This window comes from Parendozoicomonas sp. Alg238-R29 (assembly GCF_947331445.1).
Lineage (GTDB): Bacteria > Pseudomonadota > Gammaproteobacteria > Pseudomonadales > Endozoicomonadaceae > Sansalvadorimonas.
Window position 1 is genome coordinate 62,575 of record NZ_CAMZOG010000008.1, and the last position, 18,751, is coordinate 81,325.

The 18,751-nt window shown below is 49.1% G+C and carries 16 protein-coding genes; 8 read left to right on the plus strand and 8 right to left on the minus strand.

Translation table 11 applies throughout. From position 1 onward, the window contains the following. Positions 1-145: 145 nt before the first annotated feature. The 3 genes from rpmG to radC form a co-directional block, all read right to left on the minus strand. On the minus strand, positions 146-313 hold the full coding sequence (gene rpmG, locus QMA35_RS03610) for a 50S ribosomal protein L33 (RefSeq protein WP_155160589.1): 168 nt from the start codon (positions 311-313) through the stop codon (positions 146-148). A gap of 26 nt (positions 314-339) precedes the next feature. Further along, positions 340-576 (minus strand): 50S ribosomal protein L28, encoded by a 237-nt coding sequence (rpmB, locus tag QMA35_RS03615; protein WP_281645765.1) that lies wholly within the window; start codon positions 574-576, stop codon positions 340-342. Positions 577-818: 242 nt separating this feature from the next. Further along, positions 819-1,493, minus strand: a complete 675-nt coding sequence (gene radC, locus QMA35_RS03620; RefSeq protein ID WP_281645766.1) for a DNA repair protein RadC — start codon at positions 1,491-1,493, stop codon at positions 819-821. Positions 1,494-1,628: 135 nt separating this feature from the next. Here radC and coaBC point away from each other — a divergent pair, with 135 nt between their 5' ends. The 5 genes from coaBC (at position 1,629) to slmA (ending at position 7,847) form a co-directional block, all read left to right on the plus strand. Beyond that, positions 1,629-2,876: a bifunctional phosphopantothenoylcysteine decarboxylase/phosphopantothenate--cysteine ligase CoaBC gene (gene coaBC / locus QMA35_RS03625; RefSeq protein ID WP_281645767.1), complete on the plus strand. Its 1,248-nt coding sequence runs from the start codon at positions 1,629-1,631 to the stop codon at positions 2,874-2,876. 24 nt (positions 2,877-2,900) lie between these two features. Next, positions 2,901-3,353, plus strand: coding sequence for a dUTP diphosphatase (gene dut, locus QMA35_RS03630; protein ID WP_281645768.1), 453 nt, complete (start codon positions 2,901-2,903; stop codon positions 3,351-3,353). Between the two features lie 136 nt (positions 3,354-3,489). Beyond that, entirely contained in the window at positions 3,490-6,159 is a 2,670-nt protein-coding gene (locus QMA35_RS21925; RefSeq protein WP_348650926.1) for a phosphomannomutase/phosphoglucomutase, read from the plus strand. 68 nt (positions 6,160-6,227) lie between these two features. Beyond that, a complete protein-coding gene (gene argB, locus QMA35_RS03640) occupies positions 6,228-7,160 on the plus strand; it encodes an acetylglutamate kinase (RefSeq protein ID WP_281645769.1) in 933 nt (310 codons plus the stop codon). Positions 7,161-7,166: 6 nt separating this feature from the next. Beyond that, positions 7,167-7,847 carry a nucleoid occlusion factor SlmA gene (slmA, locus tag QMA35_RS03645; protein ID WP_281645770.1) on the plus strand — a complete coding sequence of 227 codons (681 nt, stop codon included), beginning with the start codon at positions 7,167-7,169 and terminating at the stop codon, positions 7,845-7,847. Between the two features lie 54 nt (positions 7,848-7,901). Here slmA and QMA35_RS03650 read toward each other — a convergent pair whose 3' ends face one another. Together QMA35_RS03650 and pyrE are read right to left on the minus strand one after the other, a co-directional pair. Beyond that, positions 7,902-8,906, minus strand: a complete 1,005-nt coding sequence (locus QMA35_RS03650) for a hypothetical protein (protein ID WP_281645771.1) — start codon at positions 8,904-8,906, stop codon at positions 7,902-7,904. Then, on the minus strand, positions 8,890-9,537 hold the full coding sequence (gene pyrE, locus QMA35_RS03655) for an orotate phosphoribosyltransferase (RefSeq protein ID WP_281645772.1): 648 nt from the start codon (positions 9,535-9,537) through the stop codon (positions 8,890-8,892). Before pyrE ends, QMA35_RS03650 begins: the two co-directional genes overlap by 17 nt. 335 nt (positions 9,538-9,872) lie before the next feature. Between pyrE and QMA35_RS03660 the strand changes: the two genes are divergently transcribed. Continuing rightward, positions 9,873-10,655 (plus strand): exodeoxyribonuclease III, encoded by a 783-nt coding sequence (locus QMA35_RS03660; protein ID WP_281645773.1) that lies wholly within the window; start codon positions 9,873-9,875, stop codon positions 10,653-10,655. 292 nt (positions 10,656-10,947) lie between these two features. Here QMA35_RS03660 and rph read toward each other — a convergent pair whose 3' ends face one another. Then, positions 10,948-11,667, minus strand: coding sequence for a ribonuclease PH (gene rph / locus QMA35_RS03665; protein ID WP_281645790.1), 720 nt, complete (start codon positions 11,665-11,667; stop codon positions 10,948-10,950). Between the two features lie 124 nt (positions 11,668-11,791). On the opposite strand from rph, the gene QMA35_RS03670 reads away from it, so the two are divergent. Together QMA35_RS03670 and QMA35_RS03675 are read left to right on the plus strand one after the other, a co-directional pair. Then, the gene (locus QMA35_RS03670; RefSeq protein WP_281645774.1) at positions 11,792-12,880 is read left to right on the plus strand and encodes a hypothetical protein; all 1,089 of its coding nucleotides are present in this window, start codon (positions 11,792-11,794) and stop codon (positions 12,878-12,880) included. Positions 12,881-12,936: 56 nt separating this feature from the next. Next, the gene (locus tag QMA35_RS03675) at positions 12,937-13,788 is read left to right on the plus strand and encodes a YicC/YloC family endoribonuclease (RefSeq protein ID WP_281645775.1); all 852 of its coding nucleotides are present in this window, start codon (positions 12,937-12,939) and stop codon (positions 13,786-13,788) included. A 64-nt stretch (positions 13,789-13,852) separates the two neighbouring features. Here the strand turns inward: QMA35_RS03675 and QMA35_RS03680 are convergent, their stop codons facing one another. Continuing rightward, the gene (locus QMA35_RS03680; RefSeq protein WP_281645776.1) at positions 13,853-17,182 is read right to left on the minus strand and encodes an HsdR family type I site-specific deoxyribonuclease; all 3,330 of its coding nucleotides are present in this window, start codon (positions 17,180-17,182) and stop codon (positions 13,853-13,855) included. A 252-nt stretch (positions 17,183-17,434) separates the two neighbouring features. Then, positions 17,435-18,556, minus strand: a complete 1,122-nt coding sequence (locus QMA35_RS03685; protein WP_281645777.1) for a Fic/DOC family N-terminal domain-containing protein — start codon at positions 18,554-18,556, stop codon at positions 17,435-17,437. Positions 18,557-18,751: the final 195 nt, after the last annotated feature.

Consider the following 18,751-nt stretch of genomic DNA (forward strand, 5'->3'; position numbering starts at 1 on the left):
AGCCATGGAGAGAGCATGAGGTATAGCGGTCAGGAATTTCACGGCCTTTATACGCCGATCGTAAAAATGAAAAAACCCGCACCAGGCGGGTTTTTTCATTTATCTGACATGTGTCAGAAGAGGCTGCAAGCCCAGAAGCAAGATCTTACTTGATCTTGGCTTCCTTAAAATCGACATGCTTGCGGACCTTTGGGTCGTACTTTTTGAAAACAAGCTTATCCGGAGTGTTACGCTTGTTTTTGGTAGTGGTGTAAAAGTAACCAGTACCAGCTGTGGAAACCAGCTTGATCTTTTCGCGAATAGCCTTAGCCATTGTCGTTATCCTCCAAAAATCTCAGGTTAGACGCGTTCGCCGCGAGCGCGCAGCTCGGACAGGATCACGTCGATGCCTTTCTTATCAATGATACGCATACCCTTGGAGGAAACACGCAGACGCACGAAGCGCTTCTCGGATTCTACCCAAAATCTATGGTAATGCAGATTTGGCAGAAAACGACGACGAGTTCTGTTCTTCGCGTGGGAAACGTTGTTGCCGACAGCGGGACGCTTGCCGGTAACTTGGCAAACTTTAGACATGTGATTAGCCTCTCTAACACTCGCTGACCGACACGTATGCCCGCCAGCTAGTTTTTTATACCGGATGCCGCCATTACAGGCGACAGCTTAATCTTCTGGGGCACCAAGCAGTGATCCGGACTCAAAGACGGAGCTTTATACCAGAAAGGTATTCTACGGGCAAGAATCTATGCAATTAGCCATATAAAAACAAACGGTAGTACAAGGAAGATTATCTCACGATTTCACGAGATTGAACGACATTACATAAGTCCACGCTCAGCCAGGGAAACGGTTACCCCGTCCCCCACCACCATATGATCCAGCACCCTCACATCAACCAGCGCCAAAGCATCTACAAGACGACGAGTTATACGCACATCAGCCTCTGAAGGCTCTGCAATACCAGAAGGGTGATTATGTGCGAAAACAATCGCTGCTGCATTATGGGCCAAAGCTCGCCTGACCACCTCTCTTGGATATACAGCCGCACCATCAATTGTTCCCTGAAACAATTCTTCAAAGGCCAATGGCTGATGCCTGTTATCCAGAAAGAGGCAACAAAAGCATTCTGCACACTTATCCCGAAGGTGAATCTGTAAATACGCTCTTGTGTGATCGGGAGATGTTAGGGCACTTTCTTTGAACAGTATTTCCTTCTGATGCCTGCGAGACATTTCCAGCACAGCTTGAAGCTGGGCGAACTTCGCAGTACCCAATCCACGATGACGACAAAAGGTATTCTTTTCCGCCTGTAATAAAGCCCTCAAGCCACCAAACCCTGAAAGAAGCTCTCTTGCCAGATCCACAGCAGAACATCCCGGTAGCCCTGTCCGTAAGAAAATAGCCAGAAGCTCTGCATCACTTAAACTGGTTGCACCTTTTAGAAGAAGCTTTTCTCTTGGTCTTTCGTCCGCTGGCCAGTCAGTAATTGCCATTCGTTTTCACTCTGCACACCGAGGAAATGAAACTGCCAAGGCTAGACCAGCGTACAGCTATTCGCCTCCCACCCACTCCAGTGGATATAATGGGTCGATTCACGCTCACGGATTGAAGTACCAGCGGTTTAAATTATGCACAGACTCAACAACAAGCGAATACTGCTCGGCATTACCGGTGGCATTGCAGCCTATAAATCAGCAGAAATGGTTCGTCACCTGCGCAAAGCTGGCGCAGAGGTTCACGTTATTATGACTCCGGCAGCCTGTGAGTTTATTACTCCCCTCACACTGCAAGCGTTGTCTGGCAATACTGTTCACACCAGCATGCTGGATCCGAAGGCAGAAGCCGGCATGGGCCATATAGAGCTTGCCAAGTGGGCCGATGCAGTTGTGATTGCTCCAGCCAGCGCTGATTTTATTGCCCGCATGGCAGCAGGCATGGGTAATGATCTACTTTCTACCATGTGTCTTGTTACACAGGCACCTATATATCTTGCCCCGGCCATGAATCAGGGTATGTGGCTAGACGTTGCTACCCAGAAAAACTGTGAAACACTGACCAACCGCGGCGTCAAAATGTTTGGCCCGGATGAAGGTTATCAGGCCTGTGGCGATGTTGGCCCTGGTCGCATGCTGGATCCAGAAGTTATTCTGCAAATGCTGGCAGAACAATTCGATACCGGTCTATTGGCAGGCAAGAAAGTTGTTATTACCGCAGGCCCAACCCGGGAAGCGATTGACCCCGTTCGTTACATTTCCAACCACAGCTCTGGAAAGATGGGCTTTGCCCTGGCCTCAGCAGCAGCGGAAGCCGGAGCCTCAGTCACTCTTATTTCTGGCCCTGTAAATCTGGAAACTCCCGAACGTGTGAACCGCATTGACGTAACTGACGCTCGCAGTATGTACGCAGCTGCCATGGAACACACCGAGAATAGCGATATGTTTATTGGGTGTGCGGCTGTTGCAGACTATCGCCCGGAAACGGTTGCTGACGCCAAAATCAAGAAAGATCCCAACGAGCCGGATCAAACCATGGCGATTAAGCTTGTTCGTAACCCGGATATCGTTGCGTCAGTAGCAGCCAAAGAGAATCGCCCTTTTGTTGTTGGCTTTGCCGCTGAAACCAATAATGTGATTGAGTACGCAACCGATAAGCGCCAGCGTAAAAATCTTGATCTGATTATTGCTAATGATGTCAGCGACGCCAGTATCGGGTTTAATAGTGAGGATAACGCTGTCACCTTGGTTGGGCCTGATTTCGAAGAGCCCCTAACCAAGAGTTCCAAGCGCTTATTGGCCAACCAGCTGATTGAGCTGATTGCCCGCTATTATAATGAGACTTCCGAGCCAGCCTCTGATCACGCCACGGATGTATCTTAAGAACCAAGGATAAGAGTTATTACTATGCACCTGAAAACCCGCATTCTGGATGCCCGTCTAGGTAAAGATTTTCCTTTGCCAGCCTACGCTACCGATGGTTCTGCTGGTCTTGACTTGCGTGCCATGCTGGACGAACCAGTTACACTGGAGCCAGGCCAGACTCAACTGCTACCAACAGGGCTTGCCATTCACCTGGACGATGCAAACTACGCAGCGATGATCCTGCCTCGCTCAGGCTTAGGGCATAAACACGGGATTGTACTGGGCAACCTGGTTGGCTTGATCGACTCCGATTACCAGGGGCAGCTGATGGTTTCTTGCTGGAATCGTGGCAACACCACCTTCACAGTAGAGCCTGGCGAGCGCATCGCCCAGCTGGTGATTGTGCCAGTGATTCAGGCAAAGCTGGATATTGTTGAAGACTTTGAAGAAACCAACCGCGGCGCTGGCGGCTTTGGCTCTTCTGGTCGCCACTGATACCTTATCTACTCTATAGTTTTTTCTATGTTTTGCAGGCGGATTCCGGTATTTGGTTTTCGTCTGTGGCAACATAAGCGCTTATATTAAGTGTTATAGCTTCACCAATCAGCACCAATAAGAATTCGGAGCAGGAATGGCATTACCGGGCTTTAAAGCCAAGGATAAGGCTAAAGAAAGCGGAAAGAAGAAACCGCAGGAAAACAGTCATGTATTAGCACCCATGCTTTCCACCCTTGGCACATCTGCTGGCTTGGTAAGTCTGCTTTTTGCTGCTCTTTATTACTTCAGCATTTATTCCCCTGGTCAGAGCAATTACGAAACCCAGGTTCAAGCCATTACGGAACAATCTGCCAGACAGCTACAGACTGCACTGAAACACGCCCAGCTTCAGGCGGGGCAGCTGGCTGCACTTCCCTCTATAGTCTTGGTTATTGCAGATGATGATGAGGGGCAAAGCAACCGCATAGCTGATCTCGAATACGTGCTTTCACCGGCACTGGGACACCAGACCAGAGTTTATATTTTCACAAAAAAACTGGATGAAGTAGATCCGCAGGAAACAGGGTTTGCGGTCATAGATCTGGCTCGCAGAAGTCAGCAAGGTGAATCCACTGTTCCTGAAGCGGCTCTGACCAATGGAAAGTGGGGGCTTCTGGTCGCCAGCCCGGTCAAGGAAGCCGACAAAACAATTGGAACGGTGATATTGAGCCTGCCCGCAAGCCAGGTACTGCAGACTATCCAGCCCATTGTTCCTGACAGTGGCCAACTGCAGATATTTCAGTCCGGCAAAAACTCTGGGCGACCTGTTTTCACAACAGGTACTGGAACCTCTTCCTCAGACAGAACCACAGTTACTCTTCCAGATTTGGACTGGAAAGTTGTTTTCACACCATCGGCATCTCTGGCCGACCTGATAATCATCCCTTGGTGGCCGGTTCCTGTTGTATTACTTTTGGTTTTCCTGACAGCTGCGTTTCTCATCCGGCAATTGATCTTGCTGGGGCAGAATGCCAATAGTGCAGATATCCGCCTGCTCACTATTTTGTTAAGAGAGATTGCGTCTGGTCATGAACCAAAGTTCGCTGGTTTTAAACAACCGGTTTTTCGAGATGCGGCACAATCGGCTATCAAACTGTTCTCCGGCAAGTTTGTACAACAACACATTGAAGATGAAACAGATCCAGTCGCAATAGTGGCTGAAGAAGAATCTCCCCAGCAGTCCATTGTTGTTGAAGAACCTGAACCCGTTGAGGAAACACCAACTCCAGAGCTCCCAGAAACGAACAATGATGAATTTTCCTCACCACTCTTTCAAGATATGAGTGACTCCGCCTTTGAGGACATTGATCAACTGGGCTCTCTGGACGAGATAGAAAAAGAACTCGAAGACCTTGGAAGCACAGATGATAAAGAACCGGCACCGGTTGCGGTGTCTGTCCCTGCAAGCATTTTCCGGGCGTACGATATTCGCGGGATTGTTGGAGATACTATCACTCCGGGAACAGTCGAACTGATTGGCCGAGCCATCGGCTCACACCTGAAGACCTGTGATCAAAACACAATTATCGTCGGAGCCGATGGGCGGCTGTCTAGTCCAGAGCTCAACGAGCAGTTAATCAAAGGTCTGACCTCTACCGGTACCAATGTTATTTCCATCGGAACAGTTCCTACACCGGCTCTTTACTTTGCCACACATGAACTTGAAACCAATTCCGGAGTGATGATTACCGGCAGTCATAACCCTGCCACTTACAACGGCTTTAAAGTTGTTATCGACGGGGAGACTCTCTCAGGTGATGACATTCAAGCACTCTACCAACGTATAGAAGACAACAACTTCACCAATGGTCAGGGGCAGGTGACGTCTGTTGATGTTCTGCCGAATTATCAAAGGCGGATTCTGGATGACATTGTCCTCTCTCGCCCTCTCAAGCTTGTAGTGGATTGTGGCAACGGTGTTGCTGGTCGCGTTGCTCCGCAGCTGTTCGAGCAACTGGGTTGTGATGTCATTCCTCTTTACTGTGATGTTGATGGCAGCTTCCCCAATCATCATCCAGACCCTGGCCAGCCAGAAAATCTGCAAGACCTGATTCAGAAGGTTCAAGAGACAGATGCAGATCTGGGCCTGGCCTTTGATGGCGATGGTGACAGAATCGGTTTGATAACCAATACCGGAACAATAATTCATCCGGATCGCTTGCTGATGTTACTGGCCAAGGATGTGGTATCCCGTAACCCTGGTGCCGATGTGATCTTCGACGTGAAATGCACCCGTCGCCTGAATGGATTGATCAGCGGTTATGGTGGCCGCCCGGTTATGTGGAAGAGTGGTCATTCCCTGATTAAGAAGAAAATGCAGGAATCCGGTGCTCTGCTAGCTGGAGAAATGAGCGGCCATATTTTCTTCAAAGAACGCTGGTATGGTTTTGATGACGGCATTTACAGTGCAGCTCGGCTGGTCGAGTTACTTTCCAGCGAAGTATGTGATCCAGAAATGGTGTTCCAGGCTTTTCCAAACTCTGCCTCAACACCTGAGATTTCCATGTATGTGGGTGATGAGAAAAAATTCAAACTGGTAGAACGCTTTGCCAATGAAGCGACGTTTGAAGATGGCAGCACCAATACTCTTGATGGTATTCGAGTAGACTACCCGTGGGGCTGGGGGCTTGTGCGGGCTTCAAACACTACGCCTAACATTGTGTTCCGGTTTGAAGCTGACGATGAAAATGGCCTCAAAAAAGTGAAAGATATTTTCCGTCATCAATTAGGCACCGTGGAACCGAGATTAACTTTTCCGTTTTAAACAGATGACTAAAACTGTTTACTAAATCACCCAACACTAGCAATTCAGTAAAGCCGGCAGCAGAAACCATGACTGACAGCAGTAACAGCACCAATGACAAGAATGCCGATATCGCCAGAGTTCTGACCGAGGCATTGCCCTACCTGCAACGCTTTGCCGGCAAAACCTTCGTGGTTAAATATGGTGGCAATGCCATGGAGAGCGAAGAGCTTCAGAACAGTTTTGCCAGGGATATTGTGCTGCTGAAAGCGGTGGGAATAAACCCTGTGATAGTACACGGCGGTGGACCACAAATTGGACAATTGCTTGAAAAACTTAATATTGAAACCCGTTTTGTCGATGGTATGCGGGTAACCGACAGTGAAACCATGGATGTTGTCCAAATGGTTCTCGGTGGGCTGGTTAACAAAGAAATCGTTAACCTGATCAACCGTAACGGCGGCCGAGCTATTGGTATCACTGGTAAGGATGGAGACTTCATCTGGGCGAAAAAGCTGCAGCGCCACCAGCAGGCTGCCAGCGCGGGTGGACGTGAAATTGTCGATATCGGCCATGTTGGCGAAGTAAAGTCCATCAATACCGATATCCTTACCATGCTTGAAAACTCTGATTTTATTCCTGTTATCGCCCCTATCGGCGTAGATAAGGATGGAGAATCTTACAACATCAACGCGGATCTTGTTGCGGGCAAACTGGCAGAAGTTTTACAGGCGGAAAAGCTGGTGTTGCTCACCAATACTCGCGGTGTTCTCGACAATGACGGTCAGACTCTGACGGGGTTAAATACCAACGATGTTACCGACCTCATTGACGATGGAACCATCTATGGTGGTATGCTTCCAAAAATCCAGTGCGCGTTGGATGCCGTAAAATCTGGCGTCCAAAGCGTTCATATTATTGATGGCCGGGTGACTCACGCTGTTCTTCTGGAATCATTTACAGAACAGGGAGTAGGCACCCTTATTACCTCTTCACCCAATTCAACAACGTGTAACGCATAGTACCGAATGGATAAGGCACAGCATAAAGACTTACGGAAGGAACCCGTCCGCAAAGAGACTGCTCAGGACCGGAAGATTTCTCGTAAGGATCAGATTCTCCAGACGCTGGCTCACATGCTTGAGACCAGCCCTGGAGAACGGATTACGACTGCACGTCTGGCTCAGGAAGTCGGTGTATCAGAAGCTGCCCTCTACCGGCACTTCCCCAGCAAAGCCAAAATGTTTGAGGGGCTGATCGGATTTATCGAAGAATCTTTGTTTACCCGCATCAATCGTATTCTCAGCGAAGAACCACAGGGACTGATTGCCTGTCAGCGCATTCTGACCCTGCTTATTTTATTCTGTGAGAAAAATCCCGGCCTGACTCGCATTCTGACCGGTGATGCCTTGAATGGTGAAACAGATCGTTTGCAAACCCGTATTGTTCAGCTGTTCGAGCGTCTCGAAACCCAGCTACGTCAAATTCTCAGGGATGCAGAGATCAATGAAGGTTTGCGTACCAGCTTGACCCATACTGCTACTGCAAACATGCTTCTGGCCGCAGCAGAAGGTCGTATCAGCCAGTTTGTTCGCAGCCGCTTCCGCCGCCGCCCTTCTGAGAACTGGGAAGACCAATGGCGCTGTCTGAGCCGAATTGTGTTCCGTGCTCCTGTCACTTCAGAGCGGACGCCTTCCCCTGTAAGCTAAAACTGTGATTTAACCCTGCCGGAGCGCTCGCTCCGGCACTTGCAGCAATGGTTTCTAATTGATTTTCTTGAACTTAATAACCGCACCATCCCAATAGATGTGCAGGGCTTTGTCTTGTCTATCAATAATGGAGTAACGTTCTTCTCTGGCAAAGGCATTACGGGATATTTTACCTAAACGGGTGACCTCTTTGCGGAAATAAATCACGACGATGTCATTCCCACGGCTCAAGGACCACTTGCCGTGCCACTTCTCCAAACCATTATTAGTTTTTCGAACAAGAGTAAAGAGCCCATCACTCTTGGCTTCCCAACTGATGAAACCCTCAGTAGTAGTCACGGGCTGCCAGGTTCCAACAAGGTCACCCTGAGAAATTGCCAGAAACTTGTTACGGGTAAGAACCTGCTCACCTTTCAAGAGAAACCGTACCCGGTCTTTGCGCAGAGCGTATTCTTTTCTGGCATCGCTCTTTTCCCGCTCAAACTCAGCCACCTGAACCGCGAAGCTATCCAGTTCTGCAGAGATATTGGCCATATCCTGCAGCAGGTTTTCAGTCACTTTCTGACCAGAGCGTTCCATTTCAGCAGCCTGAGCCTGTTTGTATTGGTGCTGGACCCTTAGCCGCTGGCTATTACTCTTGATGACCGCAATTCGGTTATCAATCTCTTCCAGAACCCGCTCAAGAGAACGATCAACATCTTCTACGCTACTGAACAGTTTACGAAGCTCTGCATCTTCTTCATCCTGCTGCTTGGCGCTGGCCTGTCTTTGTTCTTCAAGCTTTTTCTTGAAGGTGTTGGCCTGACGAGCCTCAAAGCTTAATTCCGGATTAACAACTTCCAGAACCCGGCCTTTATCGGTAATCACTTCATACCCGCGACGGGAGGCAATGTCACGGGGAACCTGCGTGGCAATAACCGTTTCTCCACGGTCATTTACATAGCGGTAAAACTGACGTTCTGCGCCATAACTTCCAGACGCCAGCCCTGCAACAAGAAGGGCTGCGTAAAAGAATGACGCGCGATGTAAGCTTCGTGTTTTTTTAGTTCTCAATGCCATAACGGTGACGGTATTCTTCTATCGCTTGAGCATATCCGGTGAGACTACCATCTTCCTTTATGAATTCCATTATCTGGGTCAAACTCACGATACTAATCACTGGAATTCTGTAGTCCCGCTCCACTTCCTGAATGGCTGACAGCTCCCCTTTGCCCTTTTCCTGTCGATCCAGGCAAATCACTACGCAGGCGGGTTTCGCACCACATTCATCAATCAAAGCCATGGATTCACGAATCGCTGTTCCTGCAGTCATTACATCATCAACGATAGCAATTTTTCCGGACAATGGCGCACCAACCAGGTTTCCGCCCTCTCCGTGATCCTTGGCTTCTTTCCGGTTAAAACACCAGGGAATGTCGACATTGTGTTGATCTGCAAGAGCTACCGCTGTAGCCGAGGCCAGAGGAATTCCTTTATAGGCTGGGCCAAAGAGCACATCATAATTAACACCGGAATCAATCAGCGCCTGAGCATAAAATTTCCCCAAAGAAGCCAGGGCTTTACCACTATTAAACAAGCCGGCATTGAAGAAATAAGGAGACACACGACCTGATTTGAGAGTGAATTCACCAAACTTAAGAACCTGATGCTCAATGGCAAACTGAATAAACTCACGTTGAAAATCTTTCATAGGGTGATCCGAGCGAGGACATTACGACCCGCACATTCTAACAACTTCGGAGAAAAACACCCTAATCAACGGTGAAATACACAGTACAGCTCGTAGAGTTACTTAATGTGACAATATAGTCATACCGCTGTACCGGCGTTATCATAGCCACGATAAAGACATGCATTATTGGAAAGTTGTTTACTCAGTTTGCACTGGATTCGATGTCCTCTATGTGCCAGCCCGGTAAATAACAAAGCCGTTTTCCGCCTTCCGCTTTTTCTGCCATTACCCATCAGAGCAGATTTGAGTCGGTAATGCTGGGCCGGTTACGTTGATTGTACAGGACCCCAACCATGAGAATTATCAGCTTCAATTGTGAAGGAATAACAAACGCAGCTGAAAGGGGCTTTTTTTTCTGGGCTCAAGATCAGGATGCTGATGTTATCTGCCTACAGGATATCCGTGCCCGCGAGAATGATTTGATTGATGCGCCTTTCAACCCGGAAGGTTACTTCAGCTATTTTTTTGAAAGCTACTCTCTGCACTCAGGTCAGGGTGGTGTAGCTCTTTACACTCGCATCCCCCCAAAAGCGATTATTACCGGTTTAGCTATTCCCGACGCAGACAACCACGGACTCTACCTTCAGGCTGATTTCGATAAAATCAGTATCGGAACATTGTTGGTGCCTGAAGCTGACAATTCGGCAGAATCCCAGAACTGGAAGTACAAGTTCATGGAAGAGCATCTGCAATATCTGGGTAAGCAACGCCGTAAGCGCCGTGAGTTTATTACTTGTGGCTCTTGGCATATTGCTCATAAAAAGATTGATCTGGCCAACTGGCGTGAATATCAGGAATCTCCCGGGTTCCAGCCTGCCGAACGCGCCTGGATGGACGAAATCATGACCGGTATGGATTATGTTGATACCTACCGGGAAGTTGACCGTGAAGGTGGCAAATACTCTTTCTGGGCCAGCGACGATCATCGAGAGGCCAATGAAGGCCGTCGCTACGATTATCAAATCGCCACTCCCAGTATGAAACACCGTGTATTAAACTCTGGTATCTATGCTGGCGAAACATTCTCCCGACATGCACCGGTGATTGTTGATTACGATTGGGAGCTGTCTTTTTAAAGATCTCGTGTCACATCAAATAAAAGCCTTCAAGTCGGAGGCTTTTATTATTCTGGGCACTGGAGCAAAACTTCTCTGCTCACCCTCGGTGTATCTTTGAAGCTGGCGATATCGCCCCAGCAACGGCTATGGCGACGATGGTTTTTCTTTCGGCCACTACAGTGCGCTTGCTATATAGCGGGCTAACTTCAGGCTAGAGAAAACTCAGTCAGATTTGGCGTTCTTAATTTCCAGGAGCAATAAAAAAGGCGCAGAAGACTTAAACCTTCTGCGCCTTTTCTAATTCATGGACTTAAGGCGCTTCCAAAGCCTTACGCTGCAAATCAACCAGAGTGTTTACGCCCTTACGAGCCAGCTCCAGCATGGCATCCATTTCGTCCTTATCGAATGGCGCGCCTTCGGCGGTACCCTGAACTTCGATAAAGCCACCTTTTTCGGTCATAACAACATTCATGTCTGTTTCAGCATTGGAATCTTCTGCGTAATCCAGATCCAGAACAGGATTACCGTTATAGATACCCACGGAAACAGATGCAATTAACTGGCTCAGTGGATCGTTTCGGATAATCTTGTTGCGCTGCATGTGACGAATACAATCAATCAACGCCACCATTGCACCGGTAATGGAGGCTGTTCTGGTACCACCGTCGGCTTGAATAACATCACAGTCGATAGTAATGCTGTTATCACCCAGCTGCTTTAAATCTACAGCTGCACGCAAGGAGCGGCCAATCAGGCGCTGGATTTCCAGAGTACGGCCGCCCTGCTTACCACGAGAGGCCTCACGGTTGTTACGTTCACCAGTCGCACGAGGCAGCATGCCGTATTCAGCAGTCACCCAGCCCTGACCGGTCCCTTTAAGCCAGCGAGGAACATTTCGCTCCAGGCTTGCAGTACAGATAACCTTGGTATCGCCGAATTCCACCAGCACAGAGCCTTCCGCATGCTTGGTGTAATGACGGGTAATCTTTACTTCCCGCAGATCATCTGCAGCACGACCACTTGGGCGCATAATTCCACCTCTCAATTCAACTGTCGGGATTATAACGCCAAACCGAATATTTTCGTGCATAGCCTGACAGAAGCCTCTATTTAACTAGCCTTATTATTACATTTACCTGAAAAGGACATCAGAAATGGCACACATAGGCCCCAATCACCCCAAAGCGACTCCCTCCTCCCAAGAATTACCAGAAGCCGACAAGTCAGCCCTCCACAACGGATCAAAGGTCGCGCCTTTTAATGCCCACCCACAATTGGCAGGAAGAAGACTGGGGCAGCATTTTGGTATTACCGGAGTTAAGTCATTCCTTAGGGCCATGAAAGCGAATCCAGTGGATACCCTGCGCCTGATGACAGGACGGTTATCGAATATGCGTAAAACAAACCCTAGCAAATATATGGAGACACTCAGCCACTTCTGCACAAAGTCAGAACACTGGAAAGCTCTGGCTCAGGAAGGACTGTCTATGCGTGCCAATGTAAAGAGTCCATCATCAGACATCGACCCTTTTGTTCGAAAGGCAGTTGGGCATGTAGCCAGCGATATGGCCAATACCCTGGATACTGATAAGTTTCTGCACAGCTTCAGAGATCTGGGAAAGATGTGTGCTCATCTGAGCAGTACAACCCAGAAGTTTCCTTCGGATACGCAGCCTGGTGCAGGCATAGCTACAGCTATGGCCAAAGCTGGTGATATTTGCCATGAACTCAAGCCCAGCGAGCTTAAAGTCCTTACGAAAACCATTGTTTCTGTCGATAAAGCCGTTCCCACGCCTGCCGCCAAGGCCGCAGCCAAAACTGTAATGGATAGAGCTGATTCGTTAATGGAAACAACCAAAGCAAGAAGAGCTAAACTTCTCGCCCAGCAAGCCATGCAGCCTTTAGATGACGTAAAGGCCACTCTAATGGCCGCACCTGAAGACCGGGAAGCCTGGTGGCAATTGAATATGCTGGCCAGCGTTTACGACTCAGAGGCTGTAAAAGAGGTTATCGATGATGTTCATATCAAAAACATGAACAAGCCTATGGCGGAGCTGTGGTGGGTAAAATCTGAACTGGATGATGACCCTACTGATCCAAAGCTATGGCAGGCCTACGACAAAATTGAGCCAAAGCTTTCCCATTACGACAAAGCAACCTTTATGGCCCTACTTAAAGCCAAGCACGGTGAAACCAAAGAAATCCAACAAAGGCTTTCACGTGCCAACAAACCCAACCAATAAACCGATATACTGGGACAATTTCCTCACCGGTTGAAGATTTCAGAATGACCGCAAGCATGACAGCATTTGCAAGGGTGGAGTCCAGCCACAGCTGGGGCTCCCTTGTCTGGGAAGTTCGCACTGTTAACCACCGCTATCTGGAGCCTCACTTTCGGCTTCCAGACAGTATGCGGGAAATCGAAACCCGCCTGCGGGAACAGCTTCGTAAAGGATTAAACCGGGGCAAAGTTGAGTGTAATCTGAAGCTGATGCTTGCCGAGGAAAGCGAAAAGATTTCCCTCAATCACGCTCTTATCCAGCAACTGGATCAAGCTCTTGAGAACATCTGCAATGTTGTGGATAAAACCAAGAAAGCAGACCCTCTGGATATCCTGCGCTGGCCTGGCGTACTGGAACAGTCTGAAGCGGATATTACCCAGATTCAGAATGATGCGGTGGCAGCATTTAAGGGTGCTCTTGAACAAGTACGTGAATCACGCAACCGTGAAGGTACTGAGCTGAAGCAGTTTATTATCCAGCGTCTTGAAAGCATCAACAATGAATCAGCTGTAGTTCGCAAACATATGCCTGAACTTCTGCAAGCCCAGCGAGACAAAATAACCCAACGCCTGGCTGATGCAGCTGTTGAAGTAGACCAGAACCGTTTGGAGCAGGAACTGGTCATGCTGGCTCAAAAAGCGGATGTTGAAGAAGAGCTGGATCGCCTTGATACTCACGTAAATGAAGTGACTCGTGTTCTTAACGGCAAGGGAGCCGTTGGCCGCCGCCTTGATTTCCTGATGCAGGAATTGAATAGAGAAGCCAATACATTGGGCTCAAAGGCTGTTGGTGTGGAAGTGACTCAAAGCGCGGTGAATCTTAAGGTTTTAATTGAGCAAATGCGTGAGCAGGTGCAGAACATCGAGTGACCTCAACGATTTGGGTGACAAATGACAAAAGGAGCCACCTGTTATAACTGGCTCCTTTTAAGTATCAAGCAGCCCGCCCTGCCTTAAAATGCTCCGCCTGCTCAAACACGTCCTGATACACCTCATTAAACGAAACCGGCGGATACCCGTTCTTCGAGAGCAGCATGATCAGCTCAACGCGCAGTGATGCTTTGATGTCATCCCGCTTGTTCCAATCCGGGAAGCGGGCTTTATCATCCACAACGGTTTTGACCTTGGTTGCCAGCTCCAGCAACCGATCTTCCTCGTATGAAAACTGATACTTGTCAGCGACCTTCTTAAGGATGTCGTAAAAGGCTTTCTCTTCCAGTGAGATACCTAATTCTTCAAACGATCCCATTTCCGTTTTCAGATCACTCATCAAATCAAAGAAACCGGAAATCGCCTCGTCGTGAACATCAGTAGTGAAAGCGTCTTCTTCCTTACGTTCGTTGTACTTCTCCACCAGCGAATGAAAGCGTTTGGAGAAATCGACGCCCTTGACCTTGTTGGTTTTCTTGAACTCATCCAATGCCTTCTCAAGCATCTTTTTAAGCAGCTGAACCTTGGTGTTCGGCAGTTTGATCTTGCCGATGCGTTCCATGTAATCCTCATCAAAGATGTCGATGGTGCCTTCACCCTCGTCACCCAGTTTGAAGATCTCCTGCACACCGTCGCTCTTGATGGCTTCTGCGATCATATCCCGCACCTTGGCATTCATCTGTGCGGTGTCTGGCGCATCGCCTCTGGTGAGTTTGAAAACGATGGAACGTACAGCCATGTAGAAGTGAATATGGTCTTTCTCGGTCTGGGAGAGGCGCTCGCTACCACAACATAGGTCGTATGCCGCTTTCAGGCGTTTCACCAAACCCATAAACCGCTTTTCCTGCTTGTCGGTTTGCAACACAAACTCGGCAGCACGGTTCAGGCTGTCCAGTTGGGCAACGGCTTGACTGCCACGGACGGCGGAAATGCTGGAACTGTAGGGAACAGTTCCAGTGCTACCGGAGAAATAACCGGACGCATCGCCTCTTTTGAAGAACAGATGGAAAGCCTGCTTGAGCAGATCAAGATGATTCTTCACCTCAATCACAGACTGTTCAATGTCTTCAAAATTGCTCTCATCGGCTTTGGAGAACTGTGCCAGTGCCTGGTTCATCTGGCTCTTGATGCCGATGTAATCCACCACCAGCCCTTTGTCCTTACCAGCGTACTTACGGTTCACCCGTGAGATGGTCTGGATCAGGTTATGGCGGGCAATGGGCTTGTCGATGTAGATGGTGTCCAGAAACGGCACATCAAAGCCGGTCAGCCACATATCCACCACAATGGCGATCTTGAAATTGGATTTGGCGTTTTTGAACTGTTTGTCCAGCTCTTTGCGGTACTCCTTTGTACCGAGCAGATCGTACAATTCTTTTTCGTCATCCTTGCCACGGGTCATCACCAGTTTGACCCGCTCCATAGGTTTGATCTCTTTCTGTTCTTTCTCGGAAAGCTCAACGCCTTCTTCACAGACCAATACTTCAAACGCTTTTTTTACAAACCACTGGGGACGAAGCGTTCTCAGCTCCTGATAGAACAGCCAGGCCACCTTACGTTCACTGGAAACAAACATCGCCTTGCCCTTAATCGTAGAGCCTTCGTCGATGCGGCTTTCGTAATGGGTGACAAAGTCCTTCGCCAGTGCTGCTATACGATCGGGGTCGCCAAGAATGGAACTCATATTAGCGGTGGCTTTCTTGCTCTCTTCTACCTGATATTCATTGACTCCGGCGTCGGCACAGTCCTGATAATACTGTTCGATCTCCTCCAGCTTGCCATTGTCGAGAATCACCTTGGCAGCACGGCCTTCATAGACAATACGAACGGTGATTTCATCTCTTACCGATTCGTTCATGGTGTAGCTGTCCACCACCTGACCGAACACATCCAGCGTGGCGTCGATGGGTGTGCCGGTAAAGCCGACATAGGTGGCGTTGGGCAAGGACTGATGGAGATAGTGGGCAAAGCCAAAGGTTTTACGCACGGTGCCTTTGTCTTCGTCGATCGTTACCTTCTGATCCAGATTCACCTGGCTGCGGTGAGCTTCGTCAGAAATACAGATCACATTGCTGCGTTCAGTCAGCAGTTGTGTGTCTTCAGTGAACTTGTGAATGGTAGTGAGAAATACGCCACCACTGTTGCGACCTTTCAGCAGCTCCCGAAGATGGTCACGGCTTTTTACAGTTTCAACGCTCTGGTCACCAATATAGGTTTTAGCATTGGTGAACTGTTTGGAGAGCTGGTCGTCCAGATCGGTACGGTCGGTAATCAGCACAATGGTCGGGCTTTCAAAGTGCAGGCTTTTCATCAAGCGGCGAGCCAGAAACTGCATGGTAAAGCTCTTGCCGCAGCCGGTAGCGCCAAAGTAGGTGCCACCCTTACCGTCGCCTTCCGGCTTCTTATGCACCTTAATGTTGTCGTACAGCTTGTTCACAGCGTAGAACTGCGGGTAACGACAGACAATCTTCTCTTCCTTGTGGGACTTGTCGGGGAAGAAAATAAAGTCCCGCATCACCTGTTGCAGGCGCTGCTGATCGAACAGGCCATTCACCATGGTATAGAGCGAGTTAATGCCGTCTTTTTCGTCCTCAATGGATTCATCGCCAGTCACCTTGCGCCAGGCGTAGAAGAACTCGTAAGGCGCAAACAGGCTGCCCATCTTGTTGTTCACGCCATCGCTGATAATGCACAGGGCGTTGAACACAAACAGCTGTGGAATATCCCGGCGGTAACGGGTGGTCAGCTGCACGTAAGCATCATGAATATTGGCTTCGTCTTCCCGGATCGCGCTTTTAAACTCGAACACCACCAGAGGCAGGCCGTTGATATAGAGAATCCCGTCCGGAATCCGCTTGTTCTCACGGCCTTCAATTTCCAGCTGGTTAACCAGCTTATATATGTTCTGGTTAGACGGAGAAGAGCCGTCAGCGGATAAAGAGCCGTCAGCGGATAAAGAGCCGTCAGCGGAAAAGGAATAGTCGAGAAGCTGAATGTATAAATCTTTCTGAGCGGCTGCGCCTTGTGAAGAGCGGTCTTCTCGCTTCGCCTCTCTTTTTAACAAGAAGCCATCCGACAACCATTCACAAAACTGTTTGTTGCTGTCGTACAGGTCACTGGCAGGCAGCATTTCCAGTTGCCGGATCACCGAATCAATCTCGGCTTCGGTAATCCCCTCAGCCTTGTACTGCGTGGCCAGAAATGCCCGCAGATCTTCTTTAATCAACACCTCTTCCGGCAGGCGGTTGATCCGGGAGCCGGAAATATGAGGGTAGCCCTGCTCCCCCAGTAACTGGATGATCGCTTGCTCCAAGCGTTCTTCTGTGAACTTCACGCTGTAATCCTTGGTGGTTTCTATCAATGCCACCATTAGAGGAGTCTGTGTTTCTTTCTGTGCTCCTCAAAGTTGCTAGTGGAGTCTGGAGACTCCTTAAAGTGATTAGGGGAGTGTGAAGTGAATTTCAGGCTCCTCAAAGTGGTTTGAGGAGTCTGCAGACTCCACAAACATCATAGAGGAGTCTATTGCCTGCTTCACGCTCCTCTAATGGTTTGGGGGAGTCTATGCACTCCCTCAAGGTTTGTGATTCTATCGTTCAAAAATGGCTCTCCCCTCAGCAAGTTCCAATAGCTCGGGAAAGCACAGCACGGCGGCCCTCCGGCCAGAACCGGGTTTGATTTCCAACAAGATTCCGGCCTCTTTTAGCTGGCGCAGCAAGCCGGGAGTTGTCTTGGGGTGGATGCCATAGGCACTTTCAAATTGCTGGATAACATCGGTTGTTTTGAATATGGGGCGGCTGAAGAGAGCATCAAGCAGGTGAACAGAGTACTGGGAGTGAGTGATATCATGAATCCGGTGCTTCATTTGTTCATAAAGCGCCATGATTGCTTTTACCCGCAGGCTGTTTTCACGGGCCTGCAGAGTGATGGCTTTCAGGAAGAAAGCAATCCAGCCATTCCAATCGCCTTCAGTTGAAATGGCCTGAAGACGCTGGTAGTACTCGTCCCGGTGAGCTTCCAGATACTCACTCAGGTAAAACATGGGTTGTGACAGAGCTTTTTTCTGGTACAGAAAGAGCGGAATCAGAATGCGCCCAATCCTTCCATTGCCATCCTTAAAGGGGTGCAGAAGTTCAAACTGTGCATGGACGACAGCCACCTGCAGTAAAAAGTCGCTGTCATCAAAATCAAGATATCTTTCCCAGTCTTCCAGATGTTGAGCCAGTGCCAGTGGGGAAGGGGGAACAAATGTTGCCTGTTCCACCGTGCAACCCGCACGACCGATCCAGTTCTGGTCATTGCGGAAATCACCGGGTGATTTGTTCTGCCCCCGCACACTGTTGAGCAGAATGCCATGCAGTTCCCGAATCAGGCTTAAACGGATGGGGTAGTCTTTCAGGTGCTCGCTGGCCTGAAACAGCGCCGTGCGGTAATTGGAGATTTCCTGAATATCCTTGAACTTCTCGCCTTCCTTGGTCAGCCCTGCTTCCTGTTCCAGTACCTCATCAACAGTCGCCTGGGTACCTTCAATCTTTGACGATAACACCGCTTCCTGTGTGGTCAGGGGAGAGAGCATTACGGCAGGGTTTGGTATGCCCTGCAACAAGCCATCATACCGGGCCAGTTCGGCATTAGCTTCACCCACCAGACTGAATAGCTGACGGTAATCTAAATTGTCCAGCGGCAGACTGTCGGGCTGGTGCGGTGTCATGCTTGTTCCTCCTGAAAAAGCGGCCTGTTCGGGATTGTATCGTGATTGCCGGGCAGAAATATAATGGCGGGTTCCATTTCCAGACTTCTCAGGCTTCAGTTTGCCTTCCTGCCGAAGGACCGAGGATTCCTCGGTCATTGCTTCAGGAGCCAGTTCAGCACCTTTAAAGATGTTTCTCAGGTGCAGGCCGATGGT

Bases quoted from the DNA above. Each gene is read 5' to 3' on its own strand.
- QMA35_RS03660 (WP_281645773.1), top strand. From the start codon at position 9,873: ATGAGAATTATCAGCTTCAATTGTGAAGGAATAACAAACGCAGCTGAA.
- pyrE (WP_281645772.1), bottom strand. From the start codon at position 9,537: ATGAAAGATTTTCAACGTGAGTTTATTCAGTTTGCCATTGAGCATCAG.
- rpmB (WP_281645765.1), bottom strand. From the start codon at position 576: ATGTCTAAAGTTTGCCAAGTTACCGGCAAGCGTCCCGCTGTCGGCAAC.
- coaBC (WP_281645767.1), top strand. From the start codon at position 1,629: ATGCACAGACTCAACAACAAGCGAATACTGCTCGGCATTACCGGTGGC.
- QMA35_RS03675 (WP_281645775.1), top strand. From the start codon at position 12,937: ATGACAGCATTTGCAAGGGTGGAGTCCAGCCACAGCTGGGGCTCCCTT.
- argB (WP_281645769.1), top strand. From the start codon at position 6,228: ATGACTGACAGCAGTAACAGCACCAATGACAAGAATGCCGATATCGCC.
- slmA (WP_281645770.1), top strand. From the start codon at position 7,167: ATGGATAAGGCACAGCATAAAGACTTACGGAAGGAACCCGTCCGCAAA.
- QMA35_RS03685 (WP_281645777.1), bottom strand. From the start codon at position 18,556: ATGACACCGCACCAGCCCGACAGTCTGCCGCTGGACAATTTAGATTAC.
- QMA35_RS03670 (WP_281645774.1), top strand. From the start codon at position 11,792: ATGGCACACATAGGCCCCAATCACCCCAAAGCGACTCCCTCCTCCCAA.
- rph (WP_281645790.1), bottom strand. From the start codon at position 11,667: ATGCGCCCAAGTGGTCGTGCTGCAGATGATCTGCGGGAAGTAAAGATT.
- dut (WP_281645768.1), top strand. From the start codon at position 2,901: ATGCACCTGAAAACCCGCATTCTGGATGCCCGTCTAGGTAAAGATTTT.
- QMA35_RS21925 (WP_348650926.1), top strand. From the start codon at position 3,490: ATGGCATTACCGGGCTTTAAAGCCAAGGATAAGGCTAAAGAAAGCGGA.
- QMA35_RS03650 (WP_281645771.1), bottom strand. From the start codon at position 8,906: ATGGCATTGAGAACTAAAAAAACACGAAGCTTACATCGCGCGTCATTC.
- rpmG (WP_155160589.1), bottom strand. From the start codon at position 313: ATGGCTAAGGCTATTCGCGAAAAGATCAAGCTGGTTTCCACAGCTGGT.
- radC (WP_281645766.1), bottom strand. From the start codon at position 1,493: ATGGCAATTACTGACTGGCCAGCGGACGAAAGACCAAGAGAAAAGCTT.